Raw genomic sequence first — 16,900 nt, forward strand, 5'->3', positions numbered from 1 at the left:
TCTCATGAAAAGAATAATGATAAATAAGGATTTATGTACCGGATGCTTAAATTGTACTTTAGCTTGTATGGCAGAACACAATGAAAATGGGAAATCTTTTTATGATCTGGATCTCAGCAATAAATTTCTTGAAAGTAGAAATCATATATCTAAAGATGATAATGGAAACAAGCTTCCTATATTTTGCCGTCACTGTGACGAACCTGAGTGCGTAATGACATGTATGAGCGGTGCCATGACTAAAGATCCTGAAACTGGTATAGTATCCTATGATGAGCATAAATGTGCCAGCTGCTTTATGTGCGTCATGTCCTGTCCTTATGGAGTATTGAAACCAGATACTCAGACCAAAAGTAAAGTAGTTAAATGTGACCTGTGTGGTGACAGAGATACACCTAGATGCGTTGAAAATTGTCCAACAGAAGCAATTTATATTGAAAAGGAGGCAGATCTCCTATGAGTGGTTTAACAATAAAAATATTTTTTCACACAAAATATGTAATAATAGGAGCCAGTGCTGCTGGAATAAATGCTGCTAAAACTTTAAGAAAGTTAGATAAATCCTCCAAAATAACTATTATTTCAAAGGATGATGCAGTTTATTCAAGATGTATACTCCACAAAGTACTTGAGGGAAGTAGAAATTTAGATACCATAAATTTTGTAGATTCTGATTTCTTTGAAAAAAATAATATAGAATGGATAAAAGATGCAGATGTAAGCAATATTGATATTGACAAGAAAAAAGTCTTACTTCAAGACAACAGCAGCTTCAAATTTGACAAGCTCCTTATAGCTTCTGGTGCTTCCTCCTTTATTCCCCCAGTTAAAAAATTAAGAGAAGCTAAAGGAGTGTACTCCCTTAGAAATTTTGAAGATGTAACTGCTATACAAGACAAACTTAAAAACGCAAAACAAGTGGTAATACTTGGTGCAGGTCTTGTAGGAATTGATGCACTTTTAGGTCTTATGGTGAAAAATATAAAGATTTCAGTTGTAGAAATGGGAGATAGGATTCTCCCCCTTCAACTGGACAAAACTGCATCCACTATATATGAAAAGTTGTTAAAAGAAAAAGGTATAGATGTCTTTACTTCAGTTAAATTGGAAGAGGTAGTTTTAAATAAAGACGGAACTGTAAGTAAAGCAGTACTATCAAATTCAACTTCTATAGATTGCGATATGATAATAGTTGCTGCTGGTGTTAGACCAAATGTAAGCTTTATAAAAGACAGCAGGATAAAAGTTGAAAAAGGCATTGTCATAGACAAACATTGTAAAACCACTGTAGATAATATATATGCTGCAGGAGATGTTACTTTTACTGCTCCTATATGGCCTATAGCTGTAAAGCAGGGAATAACTGCTGCTTACAACATGGTAGGTATAAATAGAGAATTACATGACACTTTTGGCATGAAGAACTCAATGAATTTATTTAACCTTCCATGCGTATCCCTTGGTAATGTAAATATAGCAGATGAAAGTTATGCTGTTGATACATTAGAAGGAGATGGAGTTTATCAAAAAATAGTTCACAAAGATGGAGTAATCTACGGTGCACTTCTAGTTGGAGATATATCTTACTGCGGCGTACTAGGATATCTCATAAAAAATAAAGTAAATATAAGCAATATCCATAAAAATATTTTTGACATAGATTATTCTGATTTTTACAATGTTGAAGAAGATGGACAATATAGTTATCAATTGAGGTAAATTACTCTGTAGAGTTTCTATACTGAAAGTTAAACTTATACCAGCCATATACTAACAAATTTCATCACACTAAAAACTTTTTATAAGTCTAAAGCTCGGTATTTTGAAAATCTAAAGAAGCTTATATAAACTCGTACCTCAGACATATATAAGCTTCTAAGGTTTTCTAAAATACCTCACTAAGACTTATATAAAAAGTTTTTAAGCGTTATTTCAATTTTGTTAGTATATTTTATGTATAAGTTCAACTTTCAACTAGTAACACCTATAAATTATATCAACCATACAACTGATACGATTGTGTATGCATTAGATAAACTACTCTAAATTTCTGTAGGAAATTCTCCTATTTTAGATAAAAATGATTCTCAAGAATATGTTAAAGTATTTATATAATATACTGTTTCTAACTAAAATAAACTTATACGTAAGAATATTTTACAATAAACAAGTATATTTAAATATTTTGTATATAAGCCTTAATGGAAAATTTGTTAAAAAACTTAGGCTTTTTGAATTGTCTGAGGTACGAGTTTTCAAAATGCCTTAGGTTTTTTACAAATTTTCTGATTAGGCTTATCAAAATATTTAACATACTTGTGGTTGTAAAAATATTCGGAGTATAAGTTTATTTTTATTTTGAAACTCTACATTAACCTTCTTCTATTTAAAATAACCTTCTTCTATTTAAAATTAAATGTATAGGTTATAACTTCACTTGAACTCACAACCTTAAATGCTGCAGTAAATGACTTACCTTTTAAATCATTCAAAGTTACATCTTCAAATTTATCTTTACCAGCTAGCTTTGCAAAAGACTCATCAAGTTGCTTTTTAACTGACGGTAATAAAATATTTACACTATTAAGTGTTACATCTCCTACTTTTAAATTTTTAGGATATATAGGTAGTTTTTTTGTGTCTTTCATATAATTTTTCATATTCCCTACTTTAATAGCATCTTTAAGCAGTATAGTTCCATCTTTAATTGTAAGGTCAATATTATTGTTAACATCTACATTTTTGACATCTACATAATCTACGCTAGAAACATACTTAGCTTGATCTATAATCTTAGCATTTTGATCTATAATCTTTATTCTATACTGTGCAATGGATAATCTTTCATAATTAGCTAATGATTTTATTTCTTTATCAGTTACTCCTGAAAGCATTGCAGATTTAATTTTTGCATTGATATCATCTACTAAAGATTGTAAATCATCTTTATCAACTATTAAGGCTGCCGCATCTTTGCTCTCAGGTAATTTTGATAATTCTTCTATTATTTTATCAGTATCAGTTTTAGCTTTTGTAGCTCCATCCAATATATTTATTATTTCTTCTGATAATTTATTTATATCACTTTGAGTAGCATCATTATTACTTAATAAATCCTCAGCAGTTTTTATTTTATCTTGTATTATAAGGTATATCTCTGATGTACAATCTCCCTCTTTTACTGCTTTTGCTTTTTCTATTGCTTTTGTTAATTCTGTCTTATCTACTGGTCCTATTGGAACTATTTCTTTCAATGAATTTTTTGCATCTTTTATTTTGTTATATGCAGTATCTATATCAGCTTGGATAACCTTATCATTTTTTAATACAGATTCTGCAAATGTTATTGCATCCTCTAGTACCTTATATGATTCAGCTGTATATTTATCCTTATTTAGTGCCTTTACAGCGTTTATCTCATCTGTTAGCACAACTTCACTTACGCTACCTACATCAAAATTAAAGATATAGTCTATATTTTTATCATTAACTTTAAGTGTTGCAGTAAAAGATTTCCCTCTTAAATCATAAAGGACAACATCCTCAAATTTTGTTTTATTCACAAAACTTGTAAAAGCAGCATTAATATCATTTTTACAGCTTGGGTCAAAAAGGTTTACATTTTGAATTACCCTATCACCTATTTTCAATGCTATTGGCTGTATTATCTTTGAACTATTGTCTTTTATATAGTCAAGTATACTATGACCATCGAATACCTCTCCTAATTTTTCGTCCTTTTCCACTTTAACATTTATATTATTAGGAGCAATATAATTAACAACTCCATATCTTCCAAATAGATACTCTGTTTGATCAAAAAACATTCCAGTTTGATCTATTAAATTCACTCTTTTTTTTGCAATATCTATTCTTTCATAATTAGGTAAAGCTTGAATCTCTTCACTTGAAACTCCAAAAGCTTTTAAATCATATGCATCTTTTTCAATTTCATTTATTAATAGTACTAAATCACTTTTTTCATTTACTAAATCGGCTTCTTGTTCATTTTTAGGAAGTTTTAATAAAGCAGCACCTATAGAACTAATTTTTTCTTTTGCCATTTTTGCTCTAAGTTCTACATTCAGTATTAAGTCTGATGCATTATCTACTTCTTTTTGTGACGCTTTCTCATTATTTAATACTACCTCAGCATCTCTTATTGCATTTGATATAGCTTCATATATTTTTGGTGTATAATTTTCTTTTTTCAATGTTTTTGCATTTTTTATTATATTAATTAGTGATGTTTTATCTGTTGTTGGAATAATTTCTTTAAATCGAACAGTATAAGTTATAGGATCATGGGAAGGGGTCCCATTTCTTAGATAGGAACCAAAAGTTACAGTAAAGGACTTACCTATCATATCTTTTAAGGTAACTTCTTCATACTTATCCTTTTGTGCTAATTTTGCTAAGTCAGCATCAATTTCTTTCCTAACTTTAGTCAAAGCAATATTTACGGATTTTGGTGTTTCATTCCCGATAGTCATGGCTTTTGGAACAAACATATATGTTTGGCTAGCTTTCTGATATGGCGTATACATATCTTTACCATGCACCGCATCTTTAAGCAGAACGCCGTAGTTCTTAGTATCAATCAGCACATCAATATTATTGTTTAAGTCTACACCCTGTACATTGAGGAAATAATGTTCTTTTCCATCAGTTTTAGGAAGATCATCTGCCGTATCTTTCTCAAGATAAGTTGCTCCTGGTTTTCCATTTGAATCATATGCACAAATAAACTTTGCTTCATGAACGACCTTTTCACCGTTAGCAATATCTGCCATTCTTTTATTTGCAATTTCAACTTTTCCATGATCATCTAATTTATTTATTTCTCCTATAGATAAACCTGATTCCTTTACCTTTGTTTCATAATCTTCCAATAAAGGCTGCAATTCACTTTTCAACATTTTATTTGCTGCTTCTTCTGTTTCCGGCAATTTTGCTAAGGCGACTCTTATTTCGCTGGTTTTGTCTTGAGATGCATTTGCCTTTTCCATAGCATCCAAGATTCCTTGTATTGCTTCTTTTATCTCCTTTGTTGTTGCATTCTCCTTCTTAGTTACATTTTGTCCTGCATTTACAGCATCTATAATGATTTTATAAGCTTCCTTTGTATAATCAGTTTTCTTTAATGACTGTGCCTCTTTAATAGTTTTTTCTAAGATATCAGTTGGAGTTGTAGGCTTTTCGTCCTTGCCCTTAAAATTAATTGTGTAATTAATACCTTTACGGCTTCCTCTAAAAGATTTCCCTTCTAGAGATTTTAATGTAACCTCTTTAAGATCATTCTTTCCTGCCAAACTTATAAAAGCATTGCAAATGTCTTTGTTGCAATTTGATTCAAACATATTTACATCTTTAAGAGTTCTACCTGCTACATTTAGTGTAGGTAATTGTATAAATTGTCCATGCTCATTAATGTATTTAAAGAATCCTTTGCTCTCCATAACTTCACAAAATAGGTAGTCCTCATCTTTTATAAAGATATCAATATAATTATTATCATCCACATCTTTTACATCTGCAGTTTCACCAAACATATATCTGGCTTCCAAAACTAGCTTTTTTCCCTGCTCGCTCTTAACCAATTTTAAACAATCTTCTAATTTCTTAACTTCTTTATCTACTTCTATTTGTGTAGCCTTAGAATTATTTAATAAAGCTTCACCATTTTTTATTGAATTTAATATTGATTTATACACTTCTGGTGTACAATCAGCTTCTTCTATTGTTTTTGCTTCTTTTATTGCATTATTTAGTGGTTCATAATGTATAGTATTTGAATTATTACTTGATCTACCACCTGAAGATGTATTTGTAGATGGGCTTGTTGTAGGCACAGTTGAAATTTCTTTGGAGCTTCCATCATCTGAACTTCTATTTTTTCCGCCCACGATAGCAGTTACACCTTTAACAAGTGCTACAGTAGTAGGCTTAGCTTCTATACTAGCCCCACTCACTCCTATGTTTGCTGTAGTTATTTTAGCATTTCCTTTAACACTCGCTGCTGCATTAAGATTTAAGGTTTTTATAATTGTACTAGAAGATGTACTTATTGAACTATTTGATGCTTCTGGTCTAACATATAAAACAGATATTTTAGCACCTTGAACATTTACCTTTACTCCACTTCCTGCTACTTCAACAGTATCAAAACTTCCGCTTAAAGTAGCTGAAGCACCCTGATTAACTATAACTTTCCCAGTTTTACTTGCTACTGATTGATCTACGTTTCCATTAGACTCTATGGTTGTAGAAGTTATACTCGATGTTGCATCTGTAACTACTCTAGCTTGTTCACCTAAAGCTTTATCCAAACTAATTGTATCAACACTCATATTATGGCAATTAATACTATGACTTCCACCACCATTAACAATAACTTTTCCAGTTACATTTACATTATCAAGATCTATATTTCCATCTCCAACAGTTGATGCAATTAATAAATCTCCAGTTATTGTTGTATTTTTTAGTTTAACGCCCGGTGCACTAATAATAGCTGATCCAGTAACAGTATCCCCAGTAAAAGTTCCAGAATTTGAATATGTTTTTGCAACATTTACTGATGATTTATCATCCATTACTTTTCCAACTACAGAATCTTCTACAACAGAATCACCACCTAAAGCTACTACTTTAGTATTTAAGTTTATACGTTTTTGTAAATATTTATTAATATTAGTATCCATATCATTAGATACTAATACCACTGGTGATGACGTGTTAGAAGCTACTGCCGAACCTGCCAATGCATCTGCAAAACCTTTTCCGTTTGCTAAATATACAGTATCGAAATTAAGTTTTGAACTAAATTCGCTCAATACTTTTAGGTCTGTAGCATATCTATCAGTGCCTGATAATCTAACAGGATTAGATACTTCTGCGTCTATCTTTTCTGATAAAACCCCTTTTCCACCAATTACATATGTTTTTGTTACTCCACTATTCTTTATGTAAGTTTGAGCATCTGCTGATAATCCATTTTTGCCACTTAGTATTATGGGCATGTTTAACTGTGAAGCTATTGCTGATATACTTAAAGCATCTGGGAAATCTTCACCATAAGCCACTACTACGGCATTGGGCTTATTTAATTGTTTAGCTACAAGTAATGATGTCTCATATCTATCTTTACCTTCTATTCTAGTGAACGTAACTCCTTTAGAATTTAATTGAGTCTCTACAGCAGCATTTACACTACTCCTACCTCCTATAATTATAGCTTTTTTTGCCTTTAATCTAGTTATTTCAGCAATTGTATCACTACTTAGTCCAGTACTACTTGACAATAATATTGGAGTATTATACTTTTTTGCTAAAGGTGCTGCACATAATGCATCCGGGAAATTATCACCAGCTGCAATAATTACAGTATCTGCAGATATGAATTTTTCAGACAGAGCATTTGAGGTTGCATACCTATCAGCGCCTGCTATTCTATGTGCTGTTATTATATTTTGTGTTACTTGGGTTTGGTTAATATCAGCTTTAGCCACACCTGGCAATCCAGCAGGTGCTAACAGTATTCCTAACATTGCTAATATTACTTTTGTCTTTGTATTTACCATTAATTTCCCCCCTATTAAACCATTTGGTGTAAAGTTTCTTCACACTTATTTACAGCAATTTTAATACCAATATTACAAATCTATTGAAACTGTGCTTTTATTTTCTATTTCTATCAAAATGATATATTTTAGTATCAGAATAATACTAAAATATATCATTTTAATACTAGCCCTCTAATTTATTTTCTATTGTTCAAAAAAGACAATAGAATGCCCGAAAATACTTGCTAAAGTATTTTCGGGCATTCTATTTCATTAAATTGTTATAATTGTCCAACTTATAAATTCTTAACTATTAAGTCTCCCATTTCTTCTGTACCAACCAATTTTGATCCTTCTTTTGCTATATCACCTGTTCTATAACCTTCTTTAAGTACCTTTGATATGGCATTTTTTATATCCACATAGGCCTGTTCCATATCAAAACTGTACTTAAGCATCATAGCAACACTCATAATTGTTCCAATTGGATTTGCCTTATTTTGTCCTGCAATATCTGGTGCAGAGCCATGTACAGGTTCATATAATCCAAAAGAATCTCCCCTTACACTTGCAGAAGGCAGCATTCCAAGAGAACCCGTAAGCATTGAAGCTTCATCACTTAAAATATCTCCAAACATATTTTCAGTTAAAATTACATCAAATTGTTTAGGATCTCTTATAAGCTGCATGGAAGCATTGTCCACATACATATAATTTATTTCTACATCCTTATATTCCTTTGCTATGTTTCCCACTACTTCTCTCCACAGCTTGGAACTTTCAAGTACATTGGCCTTATCTACTAAAGTAAGTTTATTGTTTCTCTTTCTTGCAATTTCAAAAGCCTTTCTAGTAATTCTATCTATTTCAAAGCTGGTATAGCTTATAGTATCCCAGGCTTTTTTTCCACCTTCAATATCTATTCTGTTTTTCTCTCCAAAATACGCTCCACCTATTAATTCTCTTACTATCATAATATCTAGGCCGCCGCCAAGTACTTCTGGCTTCAAATTTGAAGCTGATATAAGTTCTGGAAATAGTATAGCGGGTCTCAAATTTGCAAATACCCCAAGGGCTTTTCTTATACCCAAAAGACCAGCTTCTGGTCTAAGTTTGCTAGGCAAACTATCCCATTTAGGTCCGCCTACTGCGCCTAAAAGTACAGCATCACTTTTTTTGCAAACTTCAACAGTCTTATCCGGAAGAGGAACTCCTGTTGCATCCACTGCAGCGCCACCTAAAAGTACTTCCTCATATTCAAAATCAAATTTATATTTTACAGAAGCTGCCTTTAACACTTTTTTTGCCTGTTCAATTATCTCTTTTCCAATTCCGTCTCCTGGTATCATAGCTATCTTCACTTGTTTTCCACCTCTTCTTTTATATAGTTTATAAGTCCCTCTGATTTTATAATCTTCTGCATAAATTCAGGAAAAGGAACAGCTTTGTAGGTTTTATTTTTAGTTATATTTGTTATTACTCCAGAAACTGTATCTACAGATACTTCATCCTTTTCATCTATATCCTTTGCAGCTTCTTCACATTCCATTATAGGAAGTCCTATATTTATGGAATTTCTAAAAAATATTCTAGCAAATGTTTCAGCAATAATACAGCTTATTCCAGAAGCTTTAATAGCTATAGGTGCATGTTCTCTAGAAGAACCACATCCAAAATTTTTACCAGCTATCATTATATCCCCTTTACTTATTTTCTTTAAAAAATCTTTATCTATATCCTCCATACAGTGAGAAGCAAGTTCCTTATGGTCACTGGTGTTTAGATATCTAGCTGGAATTATAACATCCGTATCTACATTATCTCCATACTTAATTGCCTTTCCTTTTATCATTATTTTACTACCTCCTCTGGTGATGAAATTTTACCTGTTACTGCTGAAGCTGCTGCTACTTCTGGACTTGCCAGGTATACTTCACTCTTTACATGTCCCATTCTACCTACAAAATTTCTATTAGTAGTGGAAACTGCCCTTTCTCCTTCTGCTAGTATTCCCATATGTCCACCAAGACAAGGTCCACAGGTAGGAGTACTTACAACTGCCCCTGCTTCTATGAATATTTCAATAAGTCCTTCTTTCATTGCCTGAAGATATATAGCTTGAGTAGCAGGGAAAATAATAGCTCTTACATTTTCATTAACTTTTCTTCCTTTTAAAATGCTAGCTGCTGCCCTTAAATCTCCTATTCTGCCATTAGTACAGGAACCTATGACAACCTGATCTATTTTTATGTCTCCTACCTCATCAATTGTCTTTGTATTTTCAGGTATATGTGGAAATGCCACTGTAGGACGAATTTTTGATAGATCTATTTCTATAACTTTGCTATACTCAGCATCACTATCTGCTTCATATACAGTATAATTTTTCTTTGAATGTTCTTTTACATAATTTATAGTATTTTCATCTACAGGGAAAATTCCGTTTTTAGCCCCTGCTTCAATGGCCATATTACATATAGTAAAACGATCATCCATAGTAAGTGAACTTACTCCTTCACCTGTAAATTCCATTGATTTATAAAGTGCTCCATCTACTCCTATCATGCCAATAATATGAAGTATTACGTCTTTCCCGCTTACCCATTTAGTAAGCTTTCCTTTAAGAACAAATTTTATAGCTTCTGGCACCTTAAACCAAGCTTCCCCTGTAGCCATACCTGCTGCCATATCTGTACTACCAATTCCTGTAGAAAATGCACCTAAAGCTCCATAGGTACAAGTATGAGAATCTGCACCTATTACTACATCTCCACAAACTGCAAGGCCTTTTTCTGGAATTAAAGCATGCTCTATTCCCATTCTTCCAACCTCAAAATAGTTTTTGATTTCCATTTTCTTTACAAATTCTCTAACATATTTACACTGCTCTGCAGATTTTATATCCTTATTTGGTGTAAAGTGGTCAGGGACAATTGCTATTTTATTTTTGTCAAAAACATTGTTAAGACCAATTTTATTAAATTCATTTATAGCTACTGGCGTAGTTATATCATTTCCAAGTACCAAATCCAATTTAACCTTTATTAATTGTCCAGCCTTTACTTCATCCATTTTCGCATGGTGAGCTAGTATTTTTTGCGTCATGGTCATGCCCATGTTTATCAACTCCTATCAAAATTTTATTTTAACATTCTGCAGCTTTCTTTAAAGAATTTTCATAATGAATCTTGTTCATGGCATTTATAAAAGCTTTGCCACTCGCCTCTACTATGTCTGTACTTACTCCTTTTGCTGAAAAAACTTTACCTTCTTTTTCAACCTTTACAGTAGCTTCTCCTAATGCATCTTTTCCATATCCTACAGATTTTATAAAATAGTCATTTAAAGTAACATCAATTCCTATAGCTTTTTCAATGGCTTTAAAAGTAGCATCTACAGGTCCATCTCCACAGGAAGCTTCCTTTATACTTTTGCCATTGTACTCTATTTCTACAGTAGAAGTGGACATTACAGCATTTCCTGTAGAAACCTGATAATATTTTAAATTAAATACTTCTGGTACCTGGAAAATTTCATTTTTTACTAAACTTTCTATATCTTCATCTGATACATGCTTCTTTTTGTCAGCCAAGTCTTTGAATTCTTTGAATATTTCATCTATTTTTTCTTTACTTAAATTTTTATATCCCAATTCTTCAATACGTTCTATAAAAGCATGTCTTCCCGAATGCTTTCCAAGTACTATGAGACTTTTCTTAAGTCCTACAGATTCAGGAGTCATAATTTCATAGGTTTCTCTACAATTTAAAACTCCATGTTGGTGTATACCTGATTCATGAGCAAAAGCATTTGCACCTACTACAGCTTTGTTATTTTGAACCTGCATTCCAGTTATATGGCTTACAAGTTTGCTGGTCCTCGTTATTTCTTCTGTTATAATTCCTGTTTCACAGTTAAAACAATCAGATCTAGTTTTAATTGCCATTACTATTTCCTCAAGTGCTGCATTTCCTGCTCTCTCCCCTAAGCCGTTTACTGCACATTCAACCTGCTGTGCTCCATTTTCAATAGCTGCCAGGGAGTTTGCCACGGCAAGACCTAAATCATTATGACAGTGAACACTTATTATGGCTTTGTTTATATTTGGCACATTATCTTTAATTCCTTTTATTAATGCTCCATATTCACTTGGAGTAGTATACCCTACTGTATCTGGTATATTCACCACATCTGCTCCTGCATCTATAACAGCTTCCACTACTTTATATAAAAATTCAGGTCTTGTTCTTGTAGCATCTTCTGGAGAAAATTCTATGCTAGGGCATAAGCTTCTAGCGTAAGTTACCATTTCAACTGCCTCTTTTAAAACCTCATCAGGTTCCATTTTAAGTTTATATTTCATATGCAAATCCGATGTTGCAATGAAAACATGTATTCTAGGCTTTTTAGAGTATTTAATAGCTTCCCATGCTCTAGATATATCATTCTTTACAGCTCTTGCAAGGCCTACTATAACAGGTCCTTCTATATTTTGTGCAATAGCCTTAACTGCTTCAAAGTCTCCTTCTGAAGCTATTGGAAATCCAGCTTCTATTACATCTACAGATAACTTTTGAAGTTGTTTTGCAATAGTGAGTTTATCATTTATGTTTAAACTGACATTTGGTGTCTGCTCTCCATCCCTAAGTGTAGTATCAAATATATTTATCTTACTCATAATTAAATCCTCCTAAATTTATTTTTATATAACACAAGTTTTTTATTGGCCAGTAAAAAAACTACTATCTGAATATTTAGGGGTATAAAAAAAACAGGCCTCTCTTGGGGCGAGAAGTCTGTTCGCGGTACCACCCAAATTATTACTCAATTCAATAACGACATTTTGCCGATACAGCTTACTGTAATTTCAGCCTATGACTCAAGGATGAGTTCAATGTACAACATCTATGGGTTTTCACCTTTTACCCACTCTCTTTAAAATATAAATTACATTTACTATTTCCTATCACAGTTTTCTTATTTTCAGTTTTTTATATACCGCAAAATTATAATATAAAAAACAGGCTTCTCTTGGAGCGAGAAGTCTGTCGCGGTACCATCCAAATTTATACTTAATTTAATAACGGCTTTCGCCGGCTCAGCTTACTGTAATTCAGCCTACAACTCCAGGGCGAGTTCAAAATATACTATATGTGGATTTACACCTTACACCACTCTCTTAAAATATAATACAAATCTACTGATCCCTATCTAAGTTTTTATCTAAAAATTATTATGTTGTAAGTATAGTACAATTCATTTTTGTTGTCAACTGTTAATTTTATTTTTATGTTCATTATATTTTTTTAGTATATACAATACATAAAATATAAATTATCTACAAAATTTTACACAAAATTTAGTATTTGCACTAATTTTTTCACTCATACATAACGAATAAATAAAAGTAAAGGAAAATGATGAAGAATGCAGAAGCATAGGATAATTATGTTACTAATTATCCTACAAAATTTGAAAGGAGACACAGATGTTTAAAAAATTAAATTTAGCAGTGAAATTAAGTATTATACTTGGCATAGTAGTACTTTTAGGAATTGTTATTATTGAAGGAGTTACACTTAAAAAAGTTCAACAAAGTTCTTATAACCAAGCCAACGAACAAGCAAAGCAGGTATCAGATGCTTTCGCAAAAGATATACAGGGGGACTTTAAAGTATCACAGGCCACCGTGGAAGGAATAAAAAATACTGTCTTATATTGTAAAAAATCAGGAAGTTTAAGCAGAGAACAGGTAATTGAGATTTTAAAAACTACACTAGAAAAAAATAGCGATATACTAGGATTATACACAGCCTGGGAACCTAATACATTTGATGGGAAAGATAGTTCCTATATAAATAAAGATGGTTATGATGCTACTGGTAGATTTGTTCCCTATCTCGTACGAGAAAATGGAAGTATAAAACTAGAACCTTGCTCAGGTTATAATGACGAAAGTAGTGGAAGTTATTATTTTCTTCCAAAGGAAACGAAAAAAACTTGTTTAATAGAACCATATACATATAAAATAGATGGCAAAAGCACTTTAATTACTTCACTAACAATGCCTATACTTGATGATAGTGGAAATTTTTTAGGAGTGGTAGGAGCAGATATTAAACTCCAAAATCTACAACAAACTGTCAACAAAGCAAAACCTATGGGTGGTTATGCATCAATAGTTACAAATACAGGTAAAATTGTTGCAAATGGTAAAAATCAAGAATTAGTGAATAATAATGTAGTTGATTTGGATAAAAGTGAAAAAGATACTTTGGATAAAATTTCTAATGGTGAAAGTTTCCAAACGCACAAAAAAGCCATAGCAACAGGAACTTTATCACTAAAAGCATACTCTCCAATAGTTTTAAATGGAGTAGCTAACAAATGGGCCTTTGTCTCAATAATTTCAGATAAACAAATGTATGTTGAATATACCCAACTTTTCAGAATAATAATGCTTATGGCTATAATTATTACCCTAGCAGTAATTGCATTAATGTTTATGCTTATTAAAAGAAATATTTATCCTGTAACTGTAGCATGTAATCATCTGGAAGTACTTTCAAATGCTGATTTTACTGAAAAAATGCCAGAAGAGTTTTTACATAAGGAAGATGAAATAGGTATACTTGCAAAATCCATTGATAAAATGCAAGGTTCTATTGGTGAGCTTGTTCTAGGGGTCAAAGATGAGTCCTCAAATGTAGAAGGTGCAGTTATAGATACTGTAAAACATATGGAAGAATTAAATTCAAATATAGAAGATGTTGCTTCAACTACTGAAGAGTTATCAGCAACTATGGAAGAAACAGCAGCATCTACAGAAGAAATGAATGCTACATCAAATGAAATAGAGAAATCAGTGGAAGTTATAGCTAACAAGGCTAAAGAAGGTGCAGTATCAGCTAAAGAAATTGATGATACTGCTAAAAAATTGAAGGCAAACTTTTTAGAATCAGAGAAAAAAAGACTTGAAATTTATGAAGAAACAAGTGAAAAACTTAAAAATGCCTTAGAACAATCAAAATCTGTTGATGAAATTACTGTTCTTTCAAACACTATAATGGAAATAACCGAACAAACTAGTCTTCTAGCTCTTAATGCAGCAATAGAAGCAGCAAGAGCCGGAGAAGCCGGTAAAGGTTTTTCAGTAGTTGCAGATGAAATAGCAAAACTTGCAGATGATTCTTCTAATGCAGTTTCAAAAATTAAACAAATAACAGAAAAAGTAATAGCCTCAGTAAATAATCTTGCACAAAGTGCAAATGGTATGATGGATTATATGACAAATAACGTTAAACTAGATTACCAAACTATGCTCAACGCAACAGATAAGTATAGTTTAGATGCAAATTTTATTAAAAACATGGTTTCAGAATTTGATGATGCATCAAACCAAATTCTTGATTCAATTAAAAATTTATCGGAAATAATAAATGGTGTAACAACTGCTGCAAATGAAGGTGCAAATGGAACTACTACTATTGCTGAGAAAACTAATACAATAGTGGAAAAATCAGAGAAAGCTAAGCATCTTTCAGAATATGCTAAAGAAAGAAATGAAAAGCTTAAAGGATTAGTTTCAAAATTAAAAATATAATATATATTAAAAAGCATGAAGTTACTAGAGCTTCATGCTTTTTAATATTTTACAAAATTCGAAATGGGTATTACGTTTATAACCGGTTCTTCATAAGGATGAACCTTTCTTATAGTGCTTATAGCTTTTTCTACTATTTCACTTTTACAGCAAAACTCTACTTTACATTCCTCTTCTCTACTTACTTCACCCTTTTCTCCTTTAAATGGATTTGCTCCTGAAAGTGGTCTCCAGTACCCTGTAACTTTAGAAACTGACATACAGTTATCATAATTTCCGCCTATAGTCAATGCTCCTATATCATTCAAACTCTCTCGAAGTTTTGTCACATATTCCTCAGGTATAAAAGTTTCCATCTTATAATTTTTATATTCCAAAATTATTCCTCCAATTATATTTAAGTTTAAAGTGGATAATTGAAAGTAAATAATAACTTTCAATTATCCACTCTCAATTCTGAACTATACTAAAATAGATTAGAAAAAAAGTTTTTAACTGCATTAATAATTTTAGCAAAAAATCCCTGAGTCTGTTCGCTAGATAAAGTACCCTTTAACTGATCTGCAACACTACCTAACTGACTTTTTATATCTCCAAAATTCAAATTTAAACCATTTATTTTATTCATAACATTGGTTATTTTATCAATATCTCCAGTACTCAAATTTAAGTTATAGTTATTAGTTACATTTTCAACTATCTTTCTTACCCCAGCTTCAGTTGTAGGCTTATCTTTAACTACTTGTGTTTTTATATCATTCATTACACCCGCAGCTTTGTCTTTTCCTATCTTATCTCCTAACTCTCCTGTAGTAACCAATTCATCATTGGCAGCTTTCTTTTTATTTTCATCAATTTTGCCGCCATTTGCACTATTTTCAAACCCCTTTAAAATTCCAGTAAGAGCTGCTGTTCCAGATACATTAAAAGGAGCTGCTGCCTTAACATTTGCATTTTTTATTCCTGCAGTAATCAGTGCATTTTTTATCATGCTGCTGCTTACCCAATATATGTTATTTGTAGATACATTTAATCCACCACTTGATGTTGGTTCTACATAAGCACAGGATATAGATTTTGTACCTATTTTATCACTGCTTGCAACATCTCCTAAATACTTTTTTTCTTCATCTATATTGACATCTATTACATTAGCATCCTGTTTGGTAACTCCAAAATACTTAAGCATTTCTTGTTTTTGGCTATCTGTTAGATCTCCTCCTAAGGTTACAACTTTATAGGCATCTGCATAAACTCTATTCCCTGAAATAGGTGAAACTACAGTTATAGCCATAAGCACTATCAATAATTTACTAAAAATTGTTTTTAATTTCATGTGTTTAAACTCCTTTTTAATTTAGTTTTATAAATACTCAACTTTCGCACATATAAAATTTTGACTTAATATAAAAAATTACGAAGCAATTTTTTAATTAATAGTTAAGAATGAAGAATTAATAGTTAATGTAGATTTTTTTCCGTTACACTACAAAAAATCTTTAATTAAGTTTTTGAATGCTCGTTTTGCTAAAGCAAAACATTACTAGACACTGACTTATATAAATTTAAAGATTTTTTGCGACAGCTAAAAATCATCCTTCACTATCGGATTGGCCCCCGCAAATGGGAATAATTCATTCAAATACTAGCTAATTCTTAAAATTTCATTTTTGATATGGTGCTGATTTTCAGTACCATATCAATTATTATAATCTCACAACTAAGCTATCTT

At 31.7% G+C, this 16,900-nt stretch carries 10 protein-coding genes and 2 other annotated features; of the genes, 3 read left to right on the top strand and 7 right to left on the bottom strand.

The window, feature by feature from the left end; genetic code table 11:
• The first annotated feature begins 4 nt into the window (after positions 1 to 4).
• Together CLRAG_RS06845 and CLRAG_RS06850 are read left to right on the top strand one after the other, a co-directional pair.
• Complete coding sequence (locus tag CLRAG_RS06845) at positions 5 to 460, top strand: 4Fe-4S dicluster domain-containing protein (RefSeq protein WP_065077704.1); 456 nt, start codon at positions 5 to 7, stop codon at positions 458 to 460.
• Positions 457 to 1,719: an NAD(P)/FAD-dependent oxidoreductase gene (locus tag CLRAG_RS06850; protein ID WP_065077705.1), complete on the top strand. Its 1,263-nt coding sequence runs from the start codon at positions 457 to 459 to the stop codon at positions 1,717 to 1,719. The genes CLRAG_RS06845 and CLRAG_RS06850 overlap by 4 nt, the downstream gene beginning before the upstream one ends.
• A gap of 683 nt (positions 1,720 to 2,402) precedes the next feature.
• Here CLRAG_RS06850 and CLRAG_RS06855 read toward each other — a convergent pair.
• From CLRAG_RS06855 to CLRAG_RS06875, 5 genes are all read right to left on the bottom strand, one after another.
• Entirely contained in the window at positions 2,403 to 7,583 is a 5,181-nt protein-coding gene (locus tag CLRAG_RS06855) for a cell wall-binding repeat-containing protein (protein WP_065077706.1), read from the bottom strand.
• Between the two features lie 278 nt (positions 7,584 to 7,861).
• Positions 7,862 to 8,914: a 3-isopropylmalate dehydrogenase gene (leuB, locus tag CLRAG_RS06860; protein ID WP_207644793.1), complete on the bottom strand. Its 1,053-nt coding sequence runs from the start codon at positions 8,912 to 8,914 to the stop codon at positions 7,862 to 7,864.
• A gap of 8 nt (positions 8,915 to 8,922) precedes the next feature.
• On the bottom strand, positions 8,923 to 9,417 hold the full coding sequence (gene leuD, locus CLRAG_RS06865) for a 3-isopropylmalate dehydratase small subunit (RefSeq protein ID WP_065077708.1): 495 nt from the start codon (positions 9,415 to 9,417) through the stop codon (positions 8,923 to 8,925).
• Complete coding sequence (gene leuC, locus CLRAG_RS06870) at positions 9,417 to 10,688, bottom strand: 3-isopropylmalate dehydratase large subunit (RefSeq protein WP_476695872.1); 1,272 nt, start codon at positions 10,686 to 10,688, stop codon at positions 9,417 to 9,419. Before leuC ends, leuD begins: the two co-directional genes overlap by 1 nt.
• Before the next feature lie 22 nt (positions 10,689 to 10,710).
• Complete coding sequence (locus CLRAG_RS06875; RefSeq protein WP_154104948.1) at positions 10,711 to 12,246, bottom strand: 2-isopropylmalate synthase; 1,536 nt, start codon at positions 12,244 to 12,246, stop codon at positions 10,711 to 10,713.
• A 99-nt stretch (positions 12,247 to 12,345) separates the two neighbouring features.
• Positions 12,346 to 12,544, bottom strand: a binding site (T-box leader).
• Positions 12,545 to 12,594: 50 nt separating this feature from the next.
• Positions 12,595 to 12,788 (bottom strand) — a binding site (T-box leader).
• A 265-nt stretch (positions 12,789 to 13,053) separates the two neighbouring features.
• Between CLRAG_RS06875 and CLRAG_RS06880 the strand changes: the two genes are divergently transcribed.
• A complete protein-coding gene (locus CLRAG_RS06880) occupies positions 13,054 to 15,168 on the top strand; it encodes a methyl-accepting chemotaxis protein (protein WP_065077711.1) in 2,115 nt (704 codons plus the stop codon).
• Between the two features lie 41 nt (positions 15,169 to 15,209).
• Here the strand turns inward: CLRAG_RS06880 and cutA are convergent, their stop codons facing one another.
• A complete protein-coding gene (gene cutA / locus CLRAG_RS06885) occupies positions 15,210 to 15,545 on the bottom strand; it encodes a divalent cation tolerance protein CutA (RefSeq protein ID WP_065077712.1) in 336 nt (111 codons plus the stop codon).
• Between the two features lie 89 nt (positions 15,546 to 15,634).
• Positions 15,635 to 16,504 carry a DUF1002 domain-containing protein gene (locus CLRAG_RS06890; RefSeq protein ID WP_065077713.1) on the bottom strand — a complete coding sequence of 290 codons (870 nt, stop codon included), beginning with the start codon at positions 16,502 to 16,504 and terminating at the stop codon, positions 15,635 to 15,637.
• Positions 16,505 to 16,900 lie beyond the last annotated feature (396 nt).

It is taken from the genome of Clostridium ragsdalei P11, from assembly GCF_001675165.1.
Taxonomy (GTDB): Bacteria; Bacillota; Clostridia; order Clostridiales; family Clostridiaceae; genus Clostridium_B; species Clostridium_B ragsdalei.

Coding starts and splice junctions, on each gene's coding strand:
- CLRAG_RS06880 (WP_065077711.1), top strand. CDS start 13,054: ATGTTTAAAAAATTAAATTTAGCAGTGAAATTAAGTATTATACTTGGC.
- CLRAG_RS06845 (WP_065077704.1), top strand. CDS start 5: ATGAAAAGAATAATGATAAATAAGGATTTATGTACCGGATGCTTAAAT.
- leuB (WP_207644793.1), bottom strand. CDS start 8,914: ATGATACCAGGAGACGGAATTGGAAAAGAGATAATTGAACAGGCAAAA.
- CLRAG_RS06890 (WP_065077713.1), bottom strand. CDS start 16,504: ATGAAATTAAAAACAATTTTTAGTAAATTATTGATAGTGCTTATGGCT.
- CLRAG_RS06855 (WP_065077706.1), bottom strand. CDS start 7,583: ATGGTAAATACAAAGACAAAAGTAATATTAGCAATGTTAGGAATACTG.
- CLRAG_RS06850 (WP_065077705.1), top strand. CDS start 457: ATGAGTGGTTTAACAATAAAAATATTTTTTCACACAAAATATGTAATA.
- leuD (WP_065077708.1), bottom strand. CDS start 9,417: ATGATAAAAGGAAAGGCAATTAAGTATGGAGATAATGTAGATACGGAT.